Here is a 19,262-nt window from a genome sequence, read left to right as displayed (position 1 = left end):
CCCGACGGTTGGAGGAACTGCCTGCCGCCGCCCATGCCCTGGTCATTGTCGAGGTGGATGATGCGGCGTCGCGACTGCCCCTGACCAGCGCCGCTGACCTGACCATCGTCTGGGTCGAACGCAATGGCCGCCCGCGCGCCCAGGCCGACGCCCTGATCGAGGCCGTGGCCCAATCCGCCGCCGCCGTCGATCCGTCCGACGCCTATGTCTGGATCGCCGCAGAATCCCTGGTCGCCAAGGCTCTGCGGGCGCAGGTCGTCGCCATGGGCTTCAACACCAAGGCCATGAAGGCCGCTGGCTACTGGCGCAAAGGCGCAGTCGGCGCCCACGAAGTCATCGAAGACTAGGTTGAATCGCCATTCAGCTTGACGACGTCATTCCGGGGCGTCCGAAGGACGAACCCGGAACCCAGGAGGTACGCATCATGCTTGAAGTGCGTCCAGCAGCGCGCGTGCGGCCCTGGGTTGGCTGCTACGCGCCGCCCTTCGGGTCCGGGCTCTTCGCTCCGCTCAGCCCCGGAATGACGGGGTGGAACTTCTGCTGGCCGATTGGACGTAAGACAAAAGAAGGGCGCATCAATCAGAAGCGCCCTTCCTGTTCTCAGGATCAGTGACGGAAGACCCGCACGCCGGTGAAGGCCATGGCGATGCCCTTCTCATCGGCGGCGGCGATCACCTCGGCGTCACGCATGGAACCGCCTGGCTGGATCACAGCCGTGGCGCCCGCCGCGACCGCTTCCAGCAGACCATCGGCGAACGGGAAGAAGGCTTCCGACGCACAGGCCGAACCTTCGGCCAGCGATTGCGTCAGCCCCTTGGCCTCACCGGCTTCCTTGGCGCGAATGGCGGCGATGCGGGCTGAATCGCGACGGTTCATCTGACCTGCGCCGATGCCCGCCGTCTGGCCGTCCTTGGCGTAGACGATCGCGTTGGACTTGACGTGCTTGGCCACGGTGAAGGCGAACAGCATGTCCTGAATCTCGGTCGGCGTCGGCTGGCGCTTGGTGACGATCTTCAGGTCCGACGGCTTGATCAGGGCCCGGTCGCGCGACTGGACCAGGAAGCCCCCGGCGACCGAGCGGAACACCTCGCCCGCGCCATGCGGATCGGGCAGGCCGTTGGTGATCAGCAGGCGCAGGTTCTTCTTGGCGGCAAAGACGGCCTTGGCCTCGTCATCCGCGCCCGGCGCGATGACGACTTCGGTGAAGATGCCGGTGATGGCGCGGGCGTCTTCGCCGTTCAGCGGACGGTTGACCGCGATCACGCCGCCAAAGGCCGAAACCGCATCGCATTCCAGCGCACGGGCATAGGCTTCCGACAGGTCCTTGCCCACGGCCACGCCACACGGGTTGGCGTGTTTGACGATGACGACGGCGGGCTGCTCGAACTCGGCGACCAACTCATAGGCGGCGTCGGCGTCGGCGATATTGTTGTAGCCCAGCTCCTTGCCCTGCACCTGTTCGGCATAGGCCACGCCCGGACGACGCTCGCCCGTGCGGTAGAAGGCGCCCGTCTGGTGCGGGTTCTCGCCATAGCGCAGGGTCTGGGCCAGCGATCCGGCGATGGACTTGCGCGCCGGGGCCGCATCCTCGACCTGAGCGGCGAACCAGCCGGAGACGGCGGCGTCATAGGCGGCGGTGCGGGCGAAGGCGCGGGCGGCCAGACGCTTGCGCAGGGCCAGATCGGTCGAACCCTCGGCCTTCAGCGCCTCAAGGATCAGATTGATGGATTCCGCATCCACCGCCACCGAGACATAGCCGTGGTTCTTGGAGCCCGAACGGATCATGGCCGGCCCGCCGATGTCGATGTTCTCAACCGCCGCCTCGAACGAGCCGCCTGCATCAACAGTTGATTCAAACGGGTAGAGGTCGATCCAGACGATGTCGATGGCGCCGATGCCGTGGTCGGTCATGGCCTTGGCGTGGTCGGCGGCGTCGCGCACGCCCAGCAGACCGCCGTGGACGATGGGGTGCAGGGTCTTGACCCGGCCGTCCATCATCTCGGGGAAGCCTGTCAGGTCCGCCACATCCTTGACCGGCAGGCCCAGCTTCTCGATCGCCGCGCGCGTGCCGCCGGTCGAGACCAGTTCGACGCCCAGGTCATGCAGGGTGCGGGCCGCACCCTCCAGCCCGGCCTTGTCGGACAGTGAGATCAGGGCGCGTTGCGGCTTGACCCGGTCAGGGGCGGGCGGAAAGTCGGGAGCGGCAGGCATGGCGGCGTCCGTGGATGCTGGAGGAGGATGGCGCGGCGTCTAGCGCTAATCGGCCTTGCCGTCACCCTTGTATGCGGACAAGCCTAGAACCAGCCCAGCCAGCGCGCCGCATTCAGCCCCAACCCCAGGATGATCAGGGGGCCGAAAACCGTCAGCGTGTATCGGGTGCAAGCTTCAGGAAACAAGGTGTCATAGGCGCCGTCCCTGGTCGCGCCATACCGCACTGCGATGGCGGTCAAAGGACATTTCATCCCCGAGCCGACAAAGACGACGGTTTCAACGGCGACCAGAACCAGAGCGACCGTCAGCCACAACCCGCCACGTCCTGAAATCCCGGCGTAGAGCACCGCAAAACAAGCCCAAGACATCGTCAGATAGATCGCCGTGTGCAGACCCCGCACGACCTGCAGACGATCCCTGTCCGTCACGTCGGATCGCCGCTCGCGCCTGCCGGGCTCAGCTTCCAGCGGATCTTGGTTTCGCTGTCGGTGCGGGCCGAGCCGCGCACCACGATCTGCAAGGACCGCCGGGTCAGGCCCTCGTCGATATGGACGCTGGGTTCGATGGCGACGTCCGGTCCATCGGTCCTGAACCACCAGCCCCGGCCCGAGGCGCCGCGCAGCAGGATCGAGCGGCGGTCGCGCGCCAGCGAGGCCTGCACCCCCGGCTCCAGATGGAAGCGGATGGCGTAGGGGGCGGCGATCTGGCGAACCATCTCCTTACGGCCCGGCGTCGGGAACAGCTTCTCCTCGGCGCGCAGTTCGTCCAGCTTCTGATCCAGATACAGCCGACGCTGATGGTTCAGGCCGAACAGTTCGGTCCAGCCGTCATGCTCCATCTCCAGCCACAGGGCGCCGTCGCCCTGACGTTGCTCGGATACGGAATGGATCGGCGGACCAACCAGACGCGGCCCCAAAAGCTCGCTCCTCCAGCCGCCCAGCGGTTCGTTCAGCGACCGTTCCCCCAGCGTCAGGGTCGAATGGCCCGGCGTCAGGCGCAGGGCCTGGCGATCCGTCGCCGCAGGCGTCCAGCCGGAGCCGGTGACCAGACGGTCGCGGCCGCAGGCGATCTCCAGCGCCATCGGTTGGGCGCAACCCGCCGCACCCCATGCGCCCTTGGGCGGGGCGGCGGTGTCGGCGATGATGGTCAGCAACGGGCTGGCGATGCGGGTCAGGCCGCCGACCGTCGCCTCAGCCGTGGCCGAAGCCTCATCCGGCGTCTGTTCGTCATGGGCGCGGGCGGCGGCGACGCGTGCCGCCGTGGACGGTCCACCGCCCTGGAAACCGGCCAGACGTCCGTCCGGCAGGGTCAGGGTGCGCAAGCCCTTGGTCAGCCGGGCGATGGCCGAGGTCACGGCCTCAGGCGCGGGCTCTGACAGCTGGGCCAGAGCGTCATCCAGCGTCAGCAGGTCCAGCAACAGCTCCAGGCCCGCCTCGGGGCTGCGCGTGGCGTGCGAACCGTCTTCCAGCACCGTCGCGCCCAGCGCGCGGCTGAGGCCCGACAGGGCGCGACGGCGCAGGCTCTGACCGACATTGCCCGCCAGTACGGATCCGGCGATGGCGGCTGCGACATGACGTTCCGCCCGCGTGGCCACGCCTCCGGGCGGGCGCAGCAGCTGACGGGTCTGGCGCGCCAGGCTGTCGGCCAGACGAAGACGCTCGGCCTCGGTCGCCACAGCCCCCATCTTGCGTGCGGCGCAGGACAGATTGATCACCCGGCGCGGCAGAGTCTCGACACCCCAGGCGAAAGGCGACCAGCGGGCGAAGGCGTCCTGCCAGGCCAGGGTCAGCCGCAGGGCTTCGCGCGCGCCGCGCTCCCCTTGCGCCATCAGACCCGGCAGCCAGGCGAAAGCATGAAGCTGCACCGCGAACGGGCGCGACGGGCTGGGCCGGTTCCACGGGTCAGCGGGCGGTTCGACCTCCATCGAGGCCCCCGCCAGAATATAGCGGCCCACCAGCACGCCCTTGCCGGGCGCAGCATCGTGCGGACGGAAGTCGCGGGGCGTGGCGGCGAAACTGGTCACCTTGCCGCCGCCCAGCGTCAGACCATAGCCTGGCAGGCCGTAAAGTTCGATCCAGACCTGACGCGTCACCAGCCGTCCGGCGATGGCGGGCCACAGGGCTGCACCGGCCTTGGAATCGCCCGCACGAACCGGGGTGCGCACCGGCACGCCCGGCAGGCCGGGGATATGGCCCGGCGAGACGTCAGGCCCGCCGTCGCGGGGGGCGAAGGGACCCAGCGGGCTCACGCGGCGTCCGGGGCCGCTTTCAGGGCCGCGATGTTGGCCGCATAATCGCCCTTGAACACGAACGACCCGGCGACCAGCACATCGGCGCCCGCCGCGACACAGGCCGCCGCATTGGCCGAGGTCACTCCGCCGTCCACCTGCAGGTGAGCCGACGAACCGGCCCGATCCAGAATGGCGCGGGCATTGGCGATCTTGCGCAGCGAACTGTCGATGAATTTCTGCCCGCCGAAGCCGGGGTTGACCGACATGATCAGCACCAGATCGACCAGATCGACCACTTCCTCAAGGATCGACAGAGGCGTGGCCGGATTGAACACCAGACCGGCCTTGGCCCCCAGTTGGCGGATGCGGCCCAGGGTGCGGTGCACGTGCGGGCCGCTTTCCGGGTGGATCGACAGCACGTCGGCGCCCGCCTCGCGGAAGGCCTCCAGCCACGGATCGACCGGCGCGACCATCAGGTGCACGTCGAATGGCAGGCTGGTGTGCGGCCGCAGCGACTTCATGATGTCCGGGCCCAGCGTGATGTTGGGCACGAAATGCCCGTCCATCACATCGACGTGGACCCAGTCAGCGCCCGCCGCCTCCAGCGCACGGACTTCTTCACCCAGCCGCGAGAAATCGCTGGCGAGGATCGACGGACATATCAGGGGAGTAACGGCCATGACCTTCGGATAAGGCGGGTTGCGGGCGGGAGCAAGGCGCTCCCTGTCAGGAAACCCGTTCCAGCCGTGCGGCGAAGAATCCGTCCAGTCCGCCCTGCTCGGCCCACATGGACGGCAGGATGCGCAGCCAGCCCTCCGGCGTCAGGGCTTCCGGCGGCGCGCCGAGAGCTGCGGGGTCGGCGGCGACGGTGCGGAAATCAGGGTTGCGGCGCAGGAAGGCGATGATCTGGGTCTCGCCCTCCTCGCGCTCCAGCGAGCAGGTGCAATAGACCAGACGCCCGCCCGGAGCGACCCGCTCGGCGGCGACGTCAAGCAGGCGGTGCTGCACATCGGCCAGCTTGGCGACCTCGGCGGGCTTGGTGGCGCGCAGGACTTCCGGGTTGCGACGGAAGGTGCCGGTAGCGGTGCAGGGTGCATCCAGCAGGACGGCGTCAAAGGTGCGCGCGTCCTCCCAGTCTTCCGCCGGGATGGCGACGACCTCGGCCTTCAGGCCGGTGCGCTCGAGGTTCTGGGTCAGGCGCTTCAGGCGCGGGGCCGAACGGTCCAGAGCGACCACCTGACCACCGGCGGCGGCCAGTTGCAGGGTCTTTCCGCCCGGTGCGGCGCACATGTCCAGAACCGTCTCGCCGGACTTCACGCCCAGCAAACGGCCCGGAACAGCGGCGGCGGCGTCCTGCACCCACCAGTCGCCGTCCTCAAAGGTCGGCCATGTGGCGACATCGCCACGACGGCCCGTACGAACGGTTCCGCCTGACAAGGCCTCACCCTCGACAGCAGCCGCGATGACGGCGGGATCGACGCCGGGTTTCAGGCTGAGATCAGTCGCGGGCTCTTCGCGTGCGGCCAGGGCCAGACCGGTCAGAGCCGCCTCGCCATAGGTCGCCTTCCAGCGGGCGGCGATCCAGTCCGGCAGATTGCTTTCCGCCGTGGTCAGGCCGGGGCCTTCGCGACCGATGCCGCGCAGCACGGCGTTGACCAGGTTCTTGTAGGGGCGGGTCTTGGGGTCGCGCTCGGCTAGTTTCACCGCCGTGGACACCGCAGCGAAGGCGGGCGTTTCCAGCACCAGCGTCTGGGCCAGAGCCACGCGCATCAGGGTGCGCACCGCCTCGGGCGGGGACTTCTTCAGACGACGGTCCAGAATCTGGTCGATCTCGCCCAGACGACGCAGGGCCGCCATGGCCACGGCGCGGGCGAAGGCGCGGTCCACCGGCTCCAGCGCACGGGCGGCGGGTTGGGACAGGGCCTCGTCCAGACCGTTGCGCTTCTCCAGCGCCGCGTTCAGCAGGATGCCGGCGACGACACGGGCCTCGACCCCGATGTCGTCCTGCGACGGAGCGGCGGCGTCCACGACAGCGGCGGGACGGGGGCGTCCCTTGGTGGCCATGCGACGGCCGCGCGCCTGGGAGCTCTGTCCGCCCCGTGCATCATTACTCATACAGCCACCTGCGCGCCCAACTCGACCACGCGGCCGGGAGGGATATGGAAGAAGTCAGTCGGATTGGCCGCATTGCGCATCAGGAAGATGAACAGACGGTCCTGCCACAGGGGCATGCCCTGCCGCGCCGACGGGATCAAGGAACGACGCCCGAGGAAGAAGCTGGTCGACATGATGTCGAACTTCAGCCCCTGCTTGCGGCACAGGCCCAGGGCGCGCGGCACATTCGGCGTCTCCATGAAGCCATAGGTGACCGTCAGCTTTTTGAAGTCGTCATTGATCGGCTCCATCTTCACGCGGTCGGAATCCTTGACGCGCGGGCGCTCCGAGGTGCGCACGGTCAGAATGACGTTCTTCTCGTGCAGCACCTTGTTGTGCTTGAGATTGTGCATCAGGGCGACCGGAGCCACGTCGGGGTCAGAGGTCAGGAAGATGGCCGTGCCGGGCGCGCGGTGCGGCGGGCGGGCGTGCAGCATCTCGATCAGGTCGTTCAGCGGCAGACTGTCCTTGCGCGTCTTGCTGGTCAGGATCTGGGTGCCGCGCACCCAGGTCCACATGATGACGATCAGGATGGCGCCCAGCACCAGCGGCATCCAGGCCCCGTCAGGGATCTTCAGCAGGTTGGAAGTCAGGAAGACGCTGTCGATGAAGGCGAACGGAATAAGCGTGCCTGCGACCGCCCACATGGGCCATTTCCAGCCCTTGCGGATCACCGAATAGGCCATCAGCGTATTGACCAGCATGGTGCCCGTCACCGCCACGCCATAGGCGGCCGTCAGATTGTGCGAGCTCTGGAACACGACCAGCAGGGTCAGAACCCCGATCATCAGGAAGCTGTTGACCGCCGGGACATAGATCTGGCCGGCCTGGGTTTCAGAAGTGTTGCGGATGTCGATGCGCGGCAGGAGGCCTAGCTGCACCGCCTGTTGCGTCACCGAGAAGGCGCCGGTGATCACGGCCTGCGAGGCCACGACCGTGGCGACGGTGGCCAGGATCAACATCGGCCAATAGGCAAAGCCCGGCACCATGTTCCAGAACGGATTGCTGGCGGCGCTGGGGTTATCAAGGATGAAGGCCCCCTGCCCCAGATAGTTCAGGGTCAGGCACGGCAGGGCGAAATAGAGCCAACCGGCCCGGATCGGCGCCTTACCGAAATGGCCCATGTCGGCATACAGGGCCTCGGCCCCCGTCACCGCCAGGAAGACGCTGCCCAGAATGACAAAGCCCAAAAAGCCGTCATGCAGCAGCAGGCTGACGCCGTACCAGGGCGAAAGGGCGCGCAGGATCGACGGGTCATCGCCGATGTGCAGCAGGCCCAGCGCGCCAAGGCTCAGGAACCAGACGGCCATGATCGGCCCGAAATACTTGGCCAGACGGGCCGTGCCGCGCGACTGGGCCATGAACAGGACGATCAGGATGGCGGCCGAAATCGGCACGATGAAAGCGTCCAGCTTGCCCGCCAGACCCGGTGCGTCCTGCAGGCCCTCGACCGCTGACAGCACCGAGATCGCAGGCGTGATGATGCCGTCGCCGTAGAACAGCGCCGCGCCACAGACGCCCAGAATGAAGATCCACGCGCTGCGTCGTCCGACCGCGAACTGGGCCAGCGCCATCAGCGACAGGGTGCCGCCCTCGCCCTTGTTGTCGGCGCGCATCAGGAAGAAGACGTATTTGAACGTCACCACCACCATCAGCGCCCAGAAGGCCAGCGACACCACGCCGACAATCGCCAGATCGCCGCCCACGCCCTTCTGGGCATGACCGATGGCCTCGCGCAGCGCATAAAGCGGGCTGGTGCCGATATCGCCGAACACAACGCCGATCGCGCCCAGCGTCAAGGCCATGAAGCCAGTGCGTTTGGCTGTCAGACCGCCGGAGGCGTGGGACTCGGGTCCCGTGGCGTGTTTGGCGTTTTCAGGCGTGTTCGATGCGGGCTGGGGAGCACCTGCATCGTGGGGAGCATCCCCGGCCATGTGTATCCTCCGGGCGTGCGACGACAGGTCGAGCCCTTCAAAGCGGCGAGCCTTTAGGCCTAATCCGCGTGCGCTTCAATCGTGCCGTTTCGGAATCAATTTCACCGTTCCGCGCGCCGATTTGTGATTCGGCCTCAGAGCGCCTATTTTCAGTGCTGGAAAAGATCATGTCAGACAGCCAGCGTTTCCCCGTCGCCGCCCACGTCCTCGCCTATATGGCGCACAAGGACGCCTATGGCCCTGCGCAAGCCGCGCCCAGCGCCCTGCTGGCCTCGTCCGTGCCGACCAATCCGGTCGTGGTGCGACGGGTCACGGCCCTGCTGGCCAAGGCAGGCCTGATCGCGACCCGTCCGGGCGCGACCGGTGGCTCATGGCTGCTGCGCCGCCCCGAGGACATCCGGCTGGATGAAGTGCTGCGCGCCGTCAATGGCTGCGCCCATCTGGGTTCGACGCCTGCGGGCGCCAAGGGCTGTCCCGTCGGCGAACACATCCCCCGTCAGGTGGCCAAGGCCCTGACCGCCGCCGACCAGGCTGCGTCCGAAGCTCTAGGCAAGATCACCATCGCCGATCTGCTGGACAAGGACCCGGCGTCCCTGGCCGCCTTCGCCCCGCACAAGTCCTGCCCGCTGGCCGCCTGAACCGGGTGACGCGCACTGTCCTGATCACCGGCGCCTCTGCGGGCATAGGCTCCGCCCTGGCGCGAACCTATGCCGCCCAGGGCTGGAACCTGATCCTGACCGCCCGTCGCGAAGGCCCGCTTCAGGCTCTGGCCGATGAGCTGACCGCAGCCCATCCGGTGGCCGCGACCGTCATCCCCGAAGACCTGTCCGATCCCGCAGCGCCCGAGCGACTGGTCGCCGCCATCGCGGCGCGCGGCCTGAGCGTCGACGGACTGGTCAACAATGCGGGTTTCAGCCGAGTCACCGGCTTCCTCGCCACCGACCTGACTGCGCACCAGGCCATGATCCAGGTTATGCTGAGCGCGCCCATCGCACTGTCGCGCCTGCTGCTGCCCGGCATGGTCGAGCGCGGGTTCGGACGCATCCTGAACGTCGCCTCTCTGGCGGGCCAGATGCCGGCGACCGGCGGCGACACCCTGTACGGACCGATCAAGAGCTTCCTGATCAAGGCGTCGCAGGGTCTGCATCTTGAGACGCGCGGGACCGGCGTCCACGTCACCGTGCTGAACCCCGGCTACACCCTGACCGAGTTCCACGACGTCAACGGCTCGCGCGATCAGGTGTCCAAGGCCTATCCCGCCTGGATGTGGATGGACGCCGCACGTGTAGCCCGGATCGGCTATGACGCCTGCGAAGCCAACCGGCCCAGCGTCACGCCGGGCGTCATGAACAATGTCATGGCCGGTCTGGCGCGTTTCCTGCCCGACAGCCTGGCCCTGAACATGGTCGCCAACCACGCCAAGCGGCTGGACCGTATCTGATCGCCTAGTTTGCCGCCGGATACGGCGTGGTCACCGCACCCGAGATCATGCCCGGAATGGCCTCGCCCAGACCCAGCAGGATGAACTGGATCGCCAGCGCACACAGGATCAGGCCCAGAACCTTGACGATGATCGCCATGCCGACCTCGCCCAGAATACGGCTCAGCGAACCGGTCAGGGCGAAACAGACGAAGGATACGGCGCAGGCGGCGGCGATGGCCACCAGCGACCCCATGGTTCCGGCATAGCCCAGCTTGGTCGCCTCACCGGCCTGAATGATGACGGCTGAAATGGCGCCGGGGCCGATCATCAGCGGAATGGCGAAGGGCACGACCAGACGCTGGAACCGCCGACGCGCATAGCCGCGCACATCCTTGGCGTCGGTCAGGGCGTCCTTGTCGGCGAACATGGCCAGGAAGTCGCCGCGCGCCATGTCCAGCCCCAGGAACAGCAGCAGAATACCGCCCGCGATGCGGAAGGCGGCCAGCGAAATGCCGAAGAACTGCAGCAGGCCAAGGCCCGTAAACAGGAAGAAGGCCAGGAAGATCGCCGCAAAGGCGCAGATCAGCGCCGAAACCGAAATCCGCTGACGCAGCGTGGCCCCCGCCGTCGCGGCGGCGAAGATCGGCAGATTGCCGATCGGGTCCAGCAGAGCAAACAGGGTCACGAACAGGTTGACACCCAGATCGACCGCGTTCATCGCCTCACCTCGCCCGAAAAATCCAAACGCCGGCCCTGCCGACGCACCCCTTGCGTCCCGGCATAGCCGCTCAGCGCGAGTCCGTCGATGACCCAACCCAATCGCAAGCCCGATGAACGGATCATCTGTGCGCTGGATGTGCCGACGACCGCCGAGGCCACGGCGCTGGTCAGTCAGATTCAGGATGCGGTCGGCTTCTACAAGATCGGTCTGCAACTGTTCGCCACGGGCGGCATGGAGCTGGCCCGCGATCTGAAGGCTGAGGGCCGCAAGGTCTTTCTGGACTGGAAGCTGCACGACATCGGCGCGACGGTGGAGAAGGCGGCGGCCAGTCTGGCCGAGGCGGGCTGCGACCTGCTGACCGTCCACGCTCGGCCCCAGGTCATGGCGGCGGCGGCGCGCGGCGTGGCGGGCTCGAACCTGAAAGTTCTGGGCGTCACGGTCCTGACCAGCCTGACCGCCGAGGATCTGGCCGCCGATGACCACACATTATCTCCCGCCGAACTGGTGGAACTGCGGGTGCGTCAGGCGCTGGAGGCCGGGATCGACGGCGTCGTCTCCAGCCCCCATGAGGCCGCCCGCGTAAAAGAAATCGCGACCCAGGCGGGCCGCGAAGACTTTCTTATCGTGACCCCCGGCGTCCGGCCCTCGGGCGCGGCGCTGGATGATCAGGCCCGGGCCGCCACGCCGGAGATGGCGCTTCTGGCCGGGGCGACCCATCTAGTGATCGGCCGCCCGATCACGGCGGCGGCCGATCCGCGCTCGGCGGCCTTGGCGGTCGCCGAGAGCATTGCGCTGATCTAGAGCAGCTTAACCGCGCTCGCCCGGCTCCTGGGCATAGCCGTGGCGCGGGCGCGGAGCCTGCGGCGCGACGTGTTCAGGCGGCGGCAGATCGCCGTAATAGCCCTGCGGCTCCTGATATTGCGGCTGCTGGTACTGATACTGCGGCGGCGCCGTGTTCACCTGCGGCGGGGCCACATAGATCTGCGACGGCGCGACATTGACGTCCGACGACTGCACATAGACTGGCGCCTGACCGACATAGGTCGGCGGGGCCACGTCCACCTGCGGCGGGGCCAGGTTCACGCGACCGGGCGCGACCTGAACACGCTGCGGGCCGACATTGACGTCAGACGACTGCACATAGACCGGGGCCTGATCGACATAGACCGGAGGCGCCACGTCAACTTGCGGCGCGGACAGGTTCACGCGACCGGGCGCAACCTGAACCCGCTGCGGACCGACATTGACGTCGGGCGACTGCACATAGACCGGCTGTTGGTCGACATAGACCGGAGGGGCGACATCGACCTGCGGGGCCGACAGGTTCACACGACCGCCCGATACCTGAACCCGTTGCGGACCAATGTTGACCGGCGGGGCCTGAATGTAGATCGGCGGCTGTTCGATATAGGCCGGCGGCGCCATTTCGATCTGCGGCGGGGCGAAGTTCACCTGCGACGGCGCGACATAGATGCGTTGCGGCGCGACACGCACTGGCGCCGCCTGCACATAACGATCTTGATACTGAACAGGACGCGGCGCCGGTCCGCAGTTGCAGTCGACCGGACGCTGCGGCGCATAGGGACGCCAGCCGATGTAATCACGGCCCAGGCCATAGACCGGATAGCCCATCGGCGCGCTGACCGGGGCCGGACCGACGAAGTTCACCGGAGCCGACACATAGTTGGCGCCGCCGCCCCAGTAGCCATCCGAATAACCGCCGCCGCCCGAATAGACCGTGCCGCCGCCGACATAGCCGCGTTGGAAGCTGGAGGTGTTGGAATAGCCGCGGACGTTGATCGCCGAATAGCTGCGCGAATAATTGTTCGCGACGTTGTGGTTCACATTGACGTTGTGGTTGGCGTTGTAATTGCCGTTGTAGTTGCCGCCGCCGTGATGACCACCGCCGCCGCACCCTCCGCAACCGCCACCACCGTAGCCGCCGCCAGGACCGCCAGCCAGGGCAGGCGCAGCGGAAACCAATAGAGCCGCCGACGCGGCAATGATCATAGACTGTATCGTCACGGGACAGACTCCTCTGAGTTGTCACGTCACTGGCAAGACTCGCGCCCGTCAGTCATCTTTTGTTAGGATTTGGCCGCCGCAGCGCCCGCACGCCCTGCCCGGCGATCAGAAATCGACCGCCAGCCCCTTCTTCTCCCAGTCGCCAAAACGCGTCGGCTCCGGCCCGGTCGGCCCGCCGTATTCGGGGTCGGAGTGAACCGCTTCTTCCTCCGCCCGCCGTTCCGCCGCCTCCAGCAGGGCCTGGCGCGCAATATCGCTCAGCGGACGCTCAGGCGTGGCGTGGGGCACGTCGGCGTTGAACACCGGCGCATCTTCGCTGGAAGCCTCGGTCGAGGCGGCGTGGGGGGCGTGATCTTCGGTCACAGGGCAACTCCCTTGAGGGCTGTGCGTCCTAGCATCAAATAGGCGACGCGATGAACCATCTGAAGACCTTCATTCTCCTGGCCGTGATGACCGCCCTGTTTATGGGGATCGGATACCTGATCGGCGGCCCGACCGGCATGGGCGTCGCCCTGCTGTTCGCGGGAGGCATGAACCTGTTCAGCTACTGGAACGCCGACAAGATCGTACTGAAAATGTACAAGGCCCAGCCGGTCGACGAGCAGCATCCCAATGCGGTCGTCCGCAACTATGTCGCCGATGTGCGCCAGATGGCCCAGAACGCCGGAATGCCCCAGCCCCAGGTCGCCATCATCCCCAGCGACCAGCCCAACGCCTTCGCCACCGGCCGTAATCCTCAGAACGCTGCCGTCTGCGCCACCACCGGCCTCTTGGACATGCTGACCCGCGAGGAGGTTCGCGGGGTGATGGCTCACGAACTGGCCCATGTGAAGAACCGCGACACCCTGACCATGACGGTGACGGCGACCATCGCGGGCGCCATCGCGGCCCTGGCCAACTTCGCCCTGTTCTTTGGCGGCAACGACCGTGAGCGACCGGGCGGCATGATCGGCACGCTGGCCCTGATGATCCTGACCCCCATGGCCGCGGGTCTGGTGCAGATGGCCATCAGCCGCAGCCGTGAATATGAGGCCGACCGCGTCGGCGCCGAGATCGCGGGCGACCCGCAGGCGCTGGCCTCGGCCCTGCAGAAGATCGAAGCCTACGCCAAGCGCATCCACAATCCGACGGCCGAGCGCAATCCGGCCTCGGGCCAGTTGTTCATCATCAATCCACTGGCGGGACGCGGCGCGGACAACCTGTTCTCGACCCACCCGGCGACCGGCAACCGCGTCCGCGCCCTGATGGAGCTGGGCGCCAAGATGGGGATGCAGCCGCGCGCGGCCTCGCCCGCACCTGAACCGACCCAGCCTCGCCCCGCCGCCGGTTTCACCGCCAGCACGACCGGCGTGCCGACGACGCCCCCGCCGTCCAGAGGTCCGTGGGGCTGAGGCCACAGTTGGTGCTAGGCGCCCACATCCAAGATCGTCATTCCGGGGCGCCCGAAGGACGAACCCGGAACCCAGGGATCTTGTGCTGGACCTGAAATGCGCCCGGCAGAACAGCTGCGGCTCTGGGTTCCGGGTTCTTCGCTGCGCTCTGCCCCGGAATGACGCCATCGGACTGAGCGCAGATCTCAATAGAATATCTGCGGGCTCCGGGGCGGTTCGTCACACCTGACAGGTTTGCGAAAGTCGGCCACATCGCGTCAGATGCCCCCTTTCTGAATCATGGGGGTCTGTCTTCTGCATGTCGCGCCTGCTCGCCTTTGTCTCCGCCGCCGCCCTGCTGGCCACGCCCGTCATGGCGCAGTCCGTTGATCGGGTCGCCGTCAACAGCATCATCGATCAAGGGCTGAGCCACAGTCAGGTGATGCAGACTGCGGCCTATCTGACCGACCGGATCGGCGGACGGATGACCAACTCGCCCCAGATGCGCGAGGCCGAGCAATGGGCTCAAGCGCAGTTCCGCAGCTATGGCCTGTCCAACGTCCGGGCCGAGGGTTTCGAGTTCGGACGCGGCTGGTCCATCGTCCGTTCCAGCGCCCGGATGACATCGCCACGCCCGCTGGACCTGCGCGTCATTCCGGTGGCCTGGACGCCTTCGACCAATGGCGCCATCAGCGCGGGCGTGATCGTAGCCCCCCTGTCCAAGGTCGAGGACTTCGACAAATGGCGCGGCAAGCTGTCGGGCAAGATCGTCATGGTGTCCCTGCCCGGCACAGGGTCAGAGCCGACTGAACCAGCCTTTCGCCGCCTGACCGCCGCCGAACTGGCCGACCGCAACACCTATGTTCAGCCGCAGTATTCGCCCGAGGCCATCCGCAAGTCGCTGGAGACCGCCGACTTCGCCGCCAAGCTGGACGCCTTCCTGGTCGAACAGGGCGCTCTGGCCTGGGTCCGCATCTCCCAGCGTGACGGCGGCCTGCTGCATGGCACGGGCTACACCTATCAGGTCGGGGCCACGCCCAAGCTGGCGGGCCTTGAGCTGGCGGCTGAGGACTATCGCCGTCTGGCGCGTCTTGCCCTGACCGACACCCCGCCGACGCTGGAGCTGAACAGCGAGGTCCGTTTCCACGACGAGGACGTCAACGCCTACAATATCCTGGCCGACATCCCCGGCACGTCGCGCGGGACGGAATACGTCATGGCCGGCGCCCACCTGGACAGCTGGGTCGCCTCGGACGGCGCCGTGGACAATGCGGCGGGCAGCGCGGTGGTCCTTGAGGCCGCGCGCATCCTGAAGACCCTGGGCGTCCAGCCCAAGCGCACCATCCGCTTCGCCCTGTGGAACGGCGAGGAGCAGGGCATTCTCGGCTCACTGGCCTATGTCGATCAGCATCTGGCGACGCGCGCGTCGTCGAATGATCCGGCCCTGGCCAATCTGCCGAACAACCGCACATGGCGCAGCCGCTGGCCGGTTCAGCCGCGCGCGGGCCACAAGGATCTGGTCGCCTATTTCAATCTGGACAACGGCTCGGGCAAGATCCGGGGCATCAACGCCGAGGGCAATGTCGCCGCCGCCCCGATCTTCCAGGAATGGCTGGCCCCCTTCGCCAGCATGGGCGCGACCACCGTCTCCCTGCGTCCGTCCGGCGGCACCGACCACGTCTATATGCAGACGGTCGGCATTCCCGGGTATCAGTTCATTCAGGACCCGCTCGACTATTCCAGCCGCCTGCACCACACCAGCATCGACAGCTATGACCACCTGAAGGCGGAAGACCTGCGTCAGGCGGCCATCATCCTGGCCAGCTTCCTGCTGAACGCCGCCAACCGCGACGCCCCCCTGCCGCGCATGCCGCTGCCGACGGAGCCGACCCCGACCGATCCGTTCGAATACCGGGCGGACTGAGGCCTAGTCGCCCTGAACGTCATTCCGGGGCGCCCATCGGGCGAACCCGGAACCCAGGAGGATGGCGTCCGTCTCGACGCGGTTCAGAGTGAGCGGGCGGTCCTGGGTTCCGGGTTCCTCGCTTCGCTCGGCCCCGGAATGACGACTTGGTTTTTCAAGCCCGTTCAACGCACATCGCCACGCCCATGCCGCCGCCGATGCACAGGGTCGCCAGACCCTTCTTGGCGCCGGAACGCTTCATCTCGAACAACAGGGTCGTCAGGATGCGCGCGCCCGAGGCGCCGATGGGGTGGCCTATGGCGATGGCGCCGCCGTTGACGTTCACCTTGGCCGGATCGAGGCCCAGTTCCTTGACCACGCACAGGCTCTGGGCGGCGAAGGCTTCGTTGGATTCGACCAAATCAAGGTCGGCGACACTCCAGCCCGCCTTCTCCAGCGCCTTCTTCGAGGCCGGGATCGGGCCCGTGCCCATGATCGACGGATCAACCCCCGCCGTGGCGTAGGAGGCGATGCGGGCCAGCGGCTCCAGACCGCGCGCCTTGGCCTCGTCTGCGCTCATCAGCACCAGAGCCGCCGCGCCGTCGTTCAGGCCCGAGGCGTTGGCTGCGGTGACGCTGCCATCCTTGGTGAAGGCCGGGCGCAGCTTCTGCATGGCCTCGATGGTCGCGCCGTGGCGGATGTATTCGTCCTGATCGACGGTGACATCACCCTTCTTGCCGGGGATGACGACGGGTGTGATCTCATCAGCGAACCTGCCCGCCTTTTGCGCGGCCTCGGCCTTGTGCTGGCTGGCGACAGCGAACTCGTCCTGGGCCTCGCGGCTGATCGACCATTTGTCGGCGATGTTCTCGGCGGTCTGGCCCATGTGATAGCCGTTGAAGGCGTCCCACAGACCATCCTTGATCATGGTGTCGACCAGAGCGACGTCGCCCATCTTATGCCCGGCGCGCAGTTGTTGCGCGTGCGGCGCCTGGCTCATGCTTTCCTGACCGCCCGCGACGACGATCTTCGCATCACCCAGGGCGATCTGCTGGGCGGCGATGGCGACGGCGCGCAGGCCAGAGCCGCAGATCTGGTTGATGCTCCAGGCGGCGGCTTCCTTCCTGACGCCCGCGCCCACGGCGGCCTGACGCGCTGGGCCTTGCCCCGCGGCAGCCTGCAACACATGACCCAGGATCACTTCATCGACTTCATCGCCAGACACGCTGGCGCGCTCCAGCGCCGCCTTGATGGCGATTTCGCCCAGCTTGGACGCGGGCAAGGACGCAAGACCGCCCAGGAAGGAGCCGACCGGCGTACGGGCGGCGGAGACGATGACGACTTCAGTCATGGGATTTCACTCTCTGACGAATAACTGTGCGTGGCCGTTTTGCCGCATTGCGAAGACTTCGTCACCTGCGGCGATGCAGGCAAGTGCGGATTCAGTGAATTGACACCCTATCGGCACATTGTGACGGGAACGATTGAGGTGGTCCAAGGATTGAAACGGCCATGCTTCGCACGTTGAAACGCATCGTCACCCACGTCTGCACGCCGGACGAGCTGGACATGATCGAGCATTACCAGACGCGCGCCGAACGTCTGGCCGATCTGTGGGTCCATGTCGTCGGCCTGATGCTGGCGGCGGTCGGCGGCGTCATTCTGGCGGGACTGGCAGGCGTTTACACCGGCATCGGCGGGGTCATGGCCACGGCCATCTACGCCCTGTGTCTGGTCGGGATGCTTACAGCTTCGACCGTCTATAACTGGACCAACCCCTGCGCCGCGCGGCCCGTGCTGCGCAGGTTGGACGAGGCGGCCATCTTCCTGATGATCGCAGGCAGCTACACCCCCTTCACGACACAAAGGTTCGAGGGCCTGTGGTCGGTCGGCTTCACCGCCCTGATCTGGACCCTGGCCTTTGCCGGGGCCGCCGTGAAACTGTTCGCCCCGCGTATCTCGGATCGGTTCTGGAGCGGCGTCTATGTGCTGTTCGGCTGGCTGGCCGTGGCGGCGCTGAAGCCGATGGTCGAGACGGTCCATCCCATCGCCCTGGCCCTGTTGGTGCTGGGCGGCCTGATCTATACGGCGGGCGTCTTCGTCTTCATCAGCCCGCGGGTGAAGTTCCGCCGCGCCATCTGGCATGGTTTCGTGGTCACCGGGGCCAGCGTTCACTGGGCAGCGGTGCTGGTCGGAGTGGTCCTTGCCCCGTCCCTGACCCACTAGGGCCAATCGACATTCAGTCGATCCGAAATCTCAGATCGTCATTCCGGGGCTGAGCAAAGCGAAGAACCCGGAACCCAGGGCTGCAGCGCCGTTGCTGGACGTGGTCGGACCCAGCACGCGAGCCTCCTGGGTTCCGGGTTCGTCCTACGGACGCCCCGGAATGACAATTTGGGCTGAATGTTGATTGAACCTAGCTCTAGCCGACTAAACCAAACCCCGGATTGAGCCACTCACAGCCATCCGGTCACATCCCCTTGTGCGCACTGGCGCTTCTGTCCGCATAGGGGGATAGTGATGCGTTGCAACATCGCGAGAACAAGCGTGGCTGACGAAAAGACCAAGGGCGGAAAACCCGGCGATCCGGACGTGATCGTCATCAAGAAGTATGCGAACCGCAGGCTCTACAACACGCGCACCAGCGCCTATGTGACGCTTGAGGACCTCGCCACAATGGTGCGGGAAGGCGCCGAGTTTGTCGTCTATGACGCCAAGTCCAATGACGATCTGACCCGTCAGATCCTGACCCAGATCATCTTCGAAGAAGAAAGCCGGGGCGAGGCCCTCCTGCCGGTGCAGTTCCTGCGCCAGCTGATCGGCTTCTATGGCGGCCAGATGCAGGGGGTCCTGCCCTCCTATCTGGAGATGTCGCTGGCCAACTTCAGCAAGCAGCAGGAACAGTTCGCCAGCCAGATCGGCCGCGCCTTCGGCACAGGCTCCGGCGCGACCCTGATGGAAGAGGCGGCGCGCACAAACATGGCCATGTTCGAACGGGCCATGCAGATGTTCCCCGGCTTCGGCTTCACGCGGGCGGAGCCTACGGCGGCGCCCGCCCCGGCCTCTGCTGAACCCGAACCTGCGGCGAAGAAGCCCGAAGCCTCTGACGGATTGGACGAGATGCGGCGTCAGATGGACGAAATGCGCGCCCAGATCGAAAAACTGGCGGGCGCAAAGCCCGAGACGAAATGACGGACCCCATCCGAGCTGTCGGCGGCCTTGAGCAGGTCGATCGCCGCGAAGGCGAGCGCCGCGAGCGTGAACGGCGCAAGGCCGCGCTCGACAATGCGC

At 66.8% G+C, this 19,262-nt stretch carries 18 protein-coding genes; 8 read left to right on the top strand and 10 right to left on the bottom strand.

All coding sequences use genetic code 11. The features are described from left to right. The coding region (locus QZ281_RS12810; RefSeq protein WP_292228952.1) for a siderophore-interacting protein at positions 1–347 on the top strand (347 nt) is incomplete at its 5' end. A gap of 259 nt (positions 348–606) precedes the next feature. On the opposite strand, the gene purH is transcribed toward QZ281_RS12810, so the two are convergent. From purH to QZ281_RS12780, 6 genes are all read right to left on the bottom strand, one after another. Beyond that, entirely contained in the window at positions 607–2,211 is a 1,605-nt protein-coding gene (purH, locus tag QZ281_RS12805) for a bifunctional phosphoribosylaminoimidazolecarboxamide formyltransferase/IMP cyclohydrolase (protein WP_292228950.1), read from the bottom strand. An 83-nt stretch (positions 2,212–2,294) separates the two neighbouring features. Next, positions 2,295–2,639, bottom strand: coding sequence for a hypothetical protein (locus tag QZ281_RS12800; protein ID WP_292228948.1), 345 nt, complete (start codon positions 2,637–2,639; stop codon positions 2,295–2,297). Further along, the gene (locus QZ281_RS12795) at positions 2,636–4,459 is read right to left on the bottom strand and encodes a heparinase II/III family protein (protein ID WP_292228945.1); all 1,824 of its coding nucleotides are present in this window, start codon (positions 4,457–4,459) and stop codon (positions 2,636–2,638) included. Before QZ281_RS12795 ends, QZ281_RS12800 begins: the two co-directional genes overlap by 4 nt. Then, on the bottom strand, positions 4,456–5,121 hold the full coding sequence (gene rpe, locus QZ281_RS12790) for a ribulose-phosphate 3-epimerase (RefSeq protein ID WP_292228943.1): 666 nt from the start codon (positions 5,119–5,121) through the stop codon (positions 4,456–4,458). The genes QZ281_RS12795 and rpe overlap by 4 nt, the downstream gene beginning before the upstream one ends. Positions 5,122–5,167: 46 nt before the next feature. Beyond that, on the bottom strand, positions 5,168–6,505 hold the full coding sequence (locus QZ281_RS12785; RefSeq protein WP_292228941.1) for an RsmB/NOP family class I SAM-dependent RNA methyltransferase: 1,338 nt from the start codon (positions 6,503–6,505) through the stop codon (positions 5,168–5,170). A gap of 47 nt (positions 6,506–6,552) precedes the next feature. Beyond that, positions 6,553–8,529 (bottom strand): potassium transporter Kup, encoded by a 1,977-nt coding sequence (locus tag QZ281_RS12780; RefSeq protein WP_292228939.1) that lies wholly within the window; start codon positions 8,527–8,529, stop codon positions 6,553–6,555. A gap of 167 nt (positions 8,530–8,696) precedes the next feature. Between QZ281_RS12780 and QZ281_RS12775 the strand changes: the two genes are divergently transcribed. Together QZ281_RS12775 and QZ281_RS12770 are read left to right on the top strand one after the other, a co-directional pair. Next, positions 8,697–9,167 (top strand): Rrf2 family transcriptional regulator, encoded by a 471-nt coding sequence (locus QZ281_RS12775; protein WP_292228937.1) that lies wholly within the window; start codon positions 8,697–8,699, stop codon positions 9,165–9,167. A gap of 5 nt (positions 9,168–9,172) precedes the next feature. Further along, positions 9,173–9,970 (top strand): SDR family oxidoreductase, encoded by a 798-nt coding sequence (locus QZ281_RS12770; protein ID WP_292228934.1) that lies wholly within the window; start codon positions 9,173–9,175, stop codon positions 9,968–9,970. 4 nt (positions 9,971–9,974) lie between these two features. Here QZ281_RS12770 and QZ281_RS12765 read toward each other — a convergent pair whose 3' ends face one another. Beyond that, the gene (locus tag QZ281_RS12765) at positions 9,975–10,670 is read right to left on the bottom strand and encodes a MarC family protein (RefSeq protein ID WP_292228933.1); all 696 of its coding nucleotides are present in this window, start codon (positions 10,668–10,670) and stop codon (positions 9,975–9,977) included. An 87-nt stretch (positions 10,671–10,757) separates the two neighbouring features. On the opposite strand from QZ281_RS12765, the gene pyrF reads away from it, so the two are divergent. Beyond that, positions 10,758–11,474, top strand: coding sequence for an orotidine-5'-phosphate decarboxylase (gene pyrF / locus QZ281_RS12760; RefSeq protein WP_292228931.1), 717 nt, complete (start codon positions 10,758–10,760; stop codon positions 11,472–11,474). Between the two features lie 6 nt (positions 11,475–11,480). Here the strand turns inward: pyrF and QZ281_RS12755 are convergent, their stop codons facing one another. Together QZ281_RS12755 and QZ281_RS12750 are read right to left on the bottom strand one after the other, a co-directional pair. Further along, entirely contained in the window at positions 11,481–12,698 is a 1,218-nt protein-coding gene (locus QZ281_RS12755; protein WP_292228929.1) for a hypothetical protein, read from the bottom strand. Positions 12,699–12,803: 105 nt separating this feature from the next. Continuing rightward, positions 12,804–13,001, bottom strand: coding sequence for a succinate dehydrogenase assembly factor 4 (locus QZ281_RS12750; RefSeq protein WP_292228954.1), 198 nt, complete (start codon positions 12,999–13,001; stop codon positions 12,804–12,806). A gap of 110 nt (positions 13,002–13,111) precedes the next feature. Between QZ281_RS12750 and htpX the strand changes: the two genes are divergently transcribed. Then, entirely contained in the window at positions 13,112–14,089 is a 978-nt protein-coding gene (htpX, locus tag QZ281_RS12745; RefSeq protein ID WP_292228927.1) for a zinc metalloprotease HtpX, read from the top strand. 298 nt (positions 14,090–14,387) lie between these two features. Beyond that, positions 14,388–15,992, top strand: a complete 1,605-nt coding sequence (locus tag QZ281_RS12740; protein ID WP_292228925.1) for a M20/M25/M40 family metallo-hydrolase — start codon at positions 14,388–14,390, stop codon at positions 15,990–15,992. A 154-nt stretch (positions 15,993–16,146) separates the two neighbouring features. Here the strand turns inward: QZ281_RS12740 and QZ281_RS12735 are convergent, their stop codons facing one another. Further along, the gene (locus QZ281_RS12735; protein WP_292228923.1) at positions 16,147–17,322 is read right to left on the bottom strand and encodes an acetyl-CoA C-acetyltransferase; all 1,176 of its coding nucleotides are present in this window, start codon (positions 17,320–17,322) and stop codon (positions 16,147–16,149) included. A 161-nt stretch (positions 17,323–17,483) separates the two neighbouring features. Here QZ281_RS12735 and QZ281_RS12730 point away from each other — a divergent pair, with 161 nt between their 5' ends. Together QZ281_RS12730 and phaR are read left to right on the top strand one after the other, a co-directional pair. Then, positions 17,484–18,197: a hemolysin III family protein gene (locus tag QZ281_RS12730; protein WP_292228921.1), complete on the top strand. Its 714-nt coding sequence runs from the start codon at positions 17,484–17,486 to the stop codon at positions 18,195–18,197. 321 nt (positions 18,198–18,518) lie between these two features. Next, the gene (gene phaR, locus QZ281_RS12725; RefSeq protein ID WP_292228918.1) at positions 18,519–19,163 is read left to right on the top strand and encodes a polyhydroxyalkanoate synthesis repressor PhaR; all 645 of its coding nucleotides are present in this window, start codon (positions 18,519–18,521) and stop codon (positions 19,161–19,163) included. Positions 19,164–19,262: the final 99 nt, after the last annotated feature.

It is taken from the genome of Brevundimonas sp. (assembly GCF_018608325.1).
GTDB lineage: Bacteria > Pseudomonadota > Alphaproteobacteria > Caulobacterales > Caulobacteraceae > Brevundimonas.
This window is presented reverse-complemented; position numbering and strand designations above follow the sequence as displayed.

Bases quoted from the DNA above. Each gene is read 5' to 3' on its own strand.
- purH (WP_292228950.1), bottom strand. From the start codon at position 2,211: ATGCCTGCCGCTCCCGACTTTCCGCCCGCCCCTGACCGGGTCAAGCCG.
- rpe (WP_292228943.1), bottom strand. From the start codon at position 5,121: ATGGCCGTTACTCCCCTGATATGTCCGTCGATCCTCGCCAGCGATTTC.
- QZ281_RS12785 (WP_292228941.1), bottom strand. From the start codon at position 6,505: ATGGCCACCAAGGGACGCCCCCGTCCCGCCGCTGTCGTGGACGCCGCC.
- QZ281_RS12780 (WP_292228939.1), bottom strand. From the start codon at position 8,529: ATGGCCGGGGATGCTCCCCACGATGCAGGTGCTCCCCAGCCCGCATCG.
- QZ281_RS12775 (WP_292228937.1), top strand. From the start codon at position 8,697: ATGTCAGACAGCCAGCGTTTCCCCGTCGCCGCCCACGTCCTCGCCTAT.
- QZ281_RS12765 (WP_292228933.1), bottom strand. From the start codon at position 10,670: ATGAACGCGGTCGATCTGGGTGTCAACCTGTTCGTGACCCTGTTTGCT.
- pyrF (WP_292228931.1), top strand. From the start codon at position 10,758: ATGACCCAACCCAATCGCAAGCCCGATGAACGGATCATCTGTGCGCTG.
- htpX (WP_292228927.1), top strand. From the start codon at position 13,112: ATGAACCATCTGAAGACCTTCATTCTCCTGGCCGTGATGACCGCCCTG.
- QZ281_RS12740 (WP_292228925.1), top strand. From the start codon at position 14,388: ATGTCGCGCCTGCTCGCCTTTGTCTCCGCCGCCGCCCTGCTGGCCACG.
- QZ281_RS12735 (WP_292228923.1), bottom strand. From the start codon at position 17,322: ATGACTGAAGTCGTCATCGTCTCCGCCGCCCGTACGCCGGTCGGCTCC.
- QZ281_RS12730 (WP_292228921.1), top strand. From the start codon at position 17,484: ATGCTTCGCACGTTGAAACGCATCGTCACCCACGTCTGCACGCCGGAC.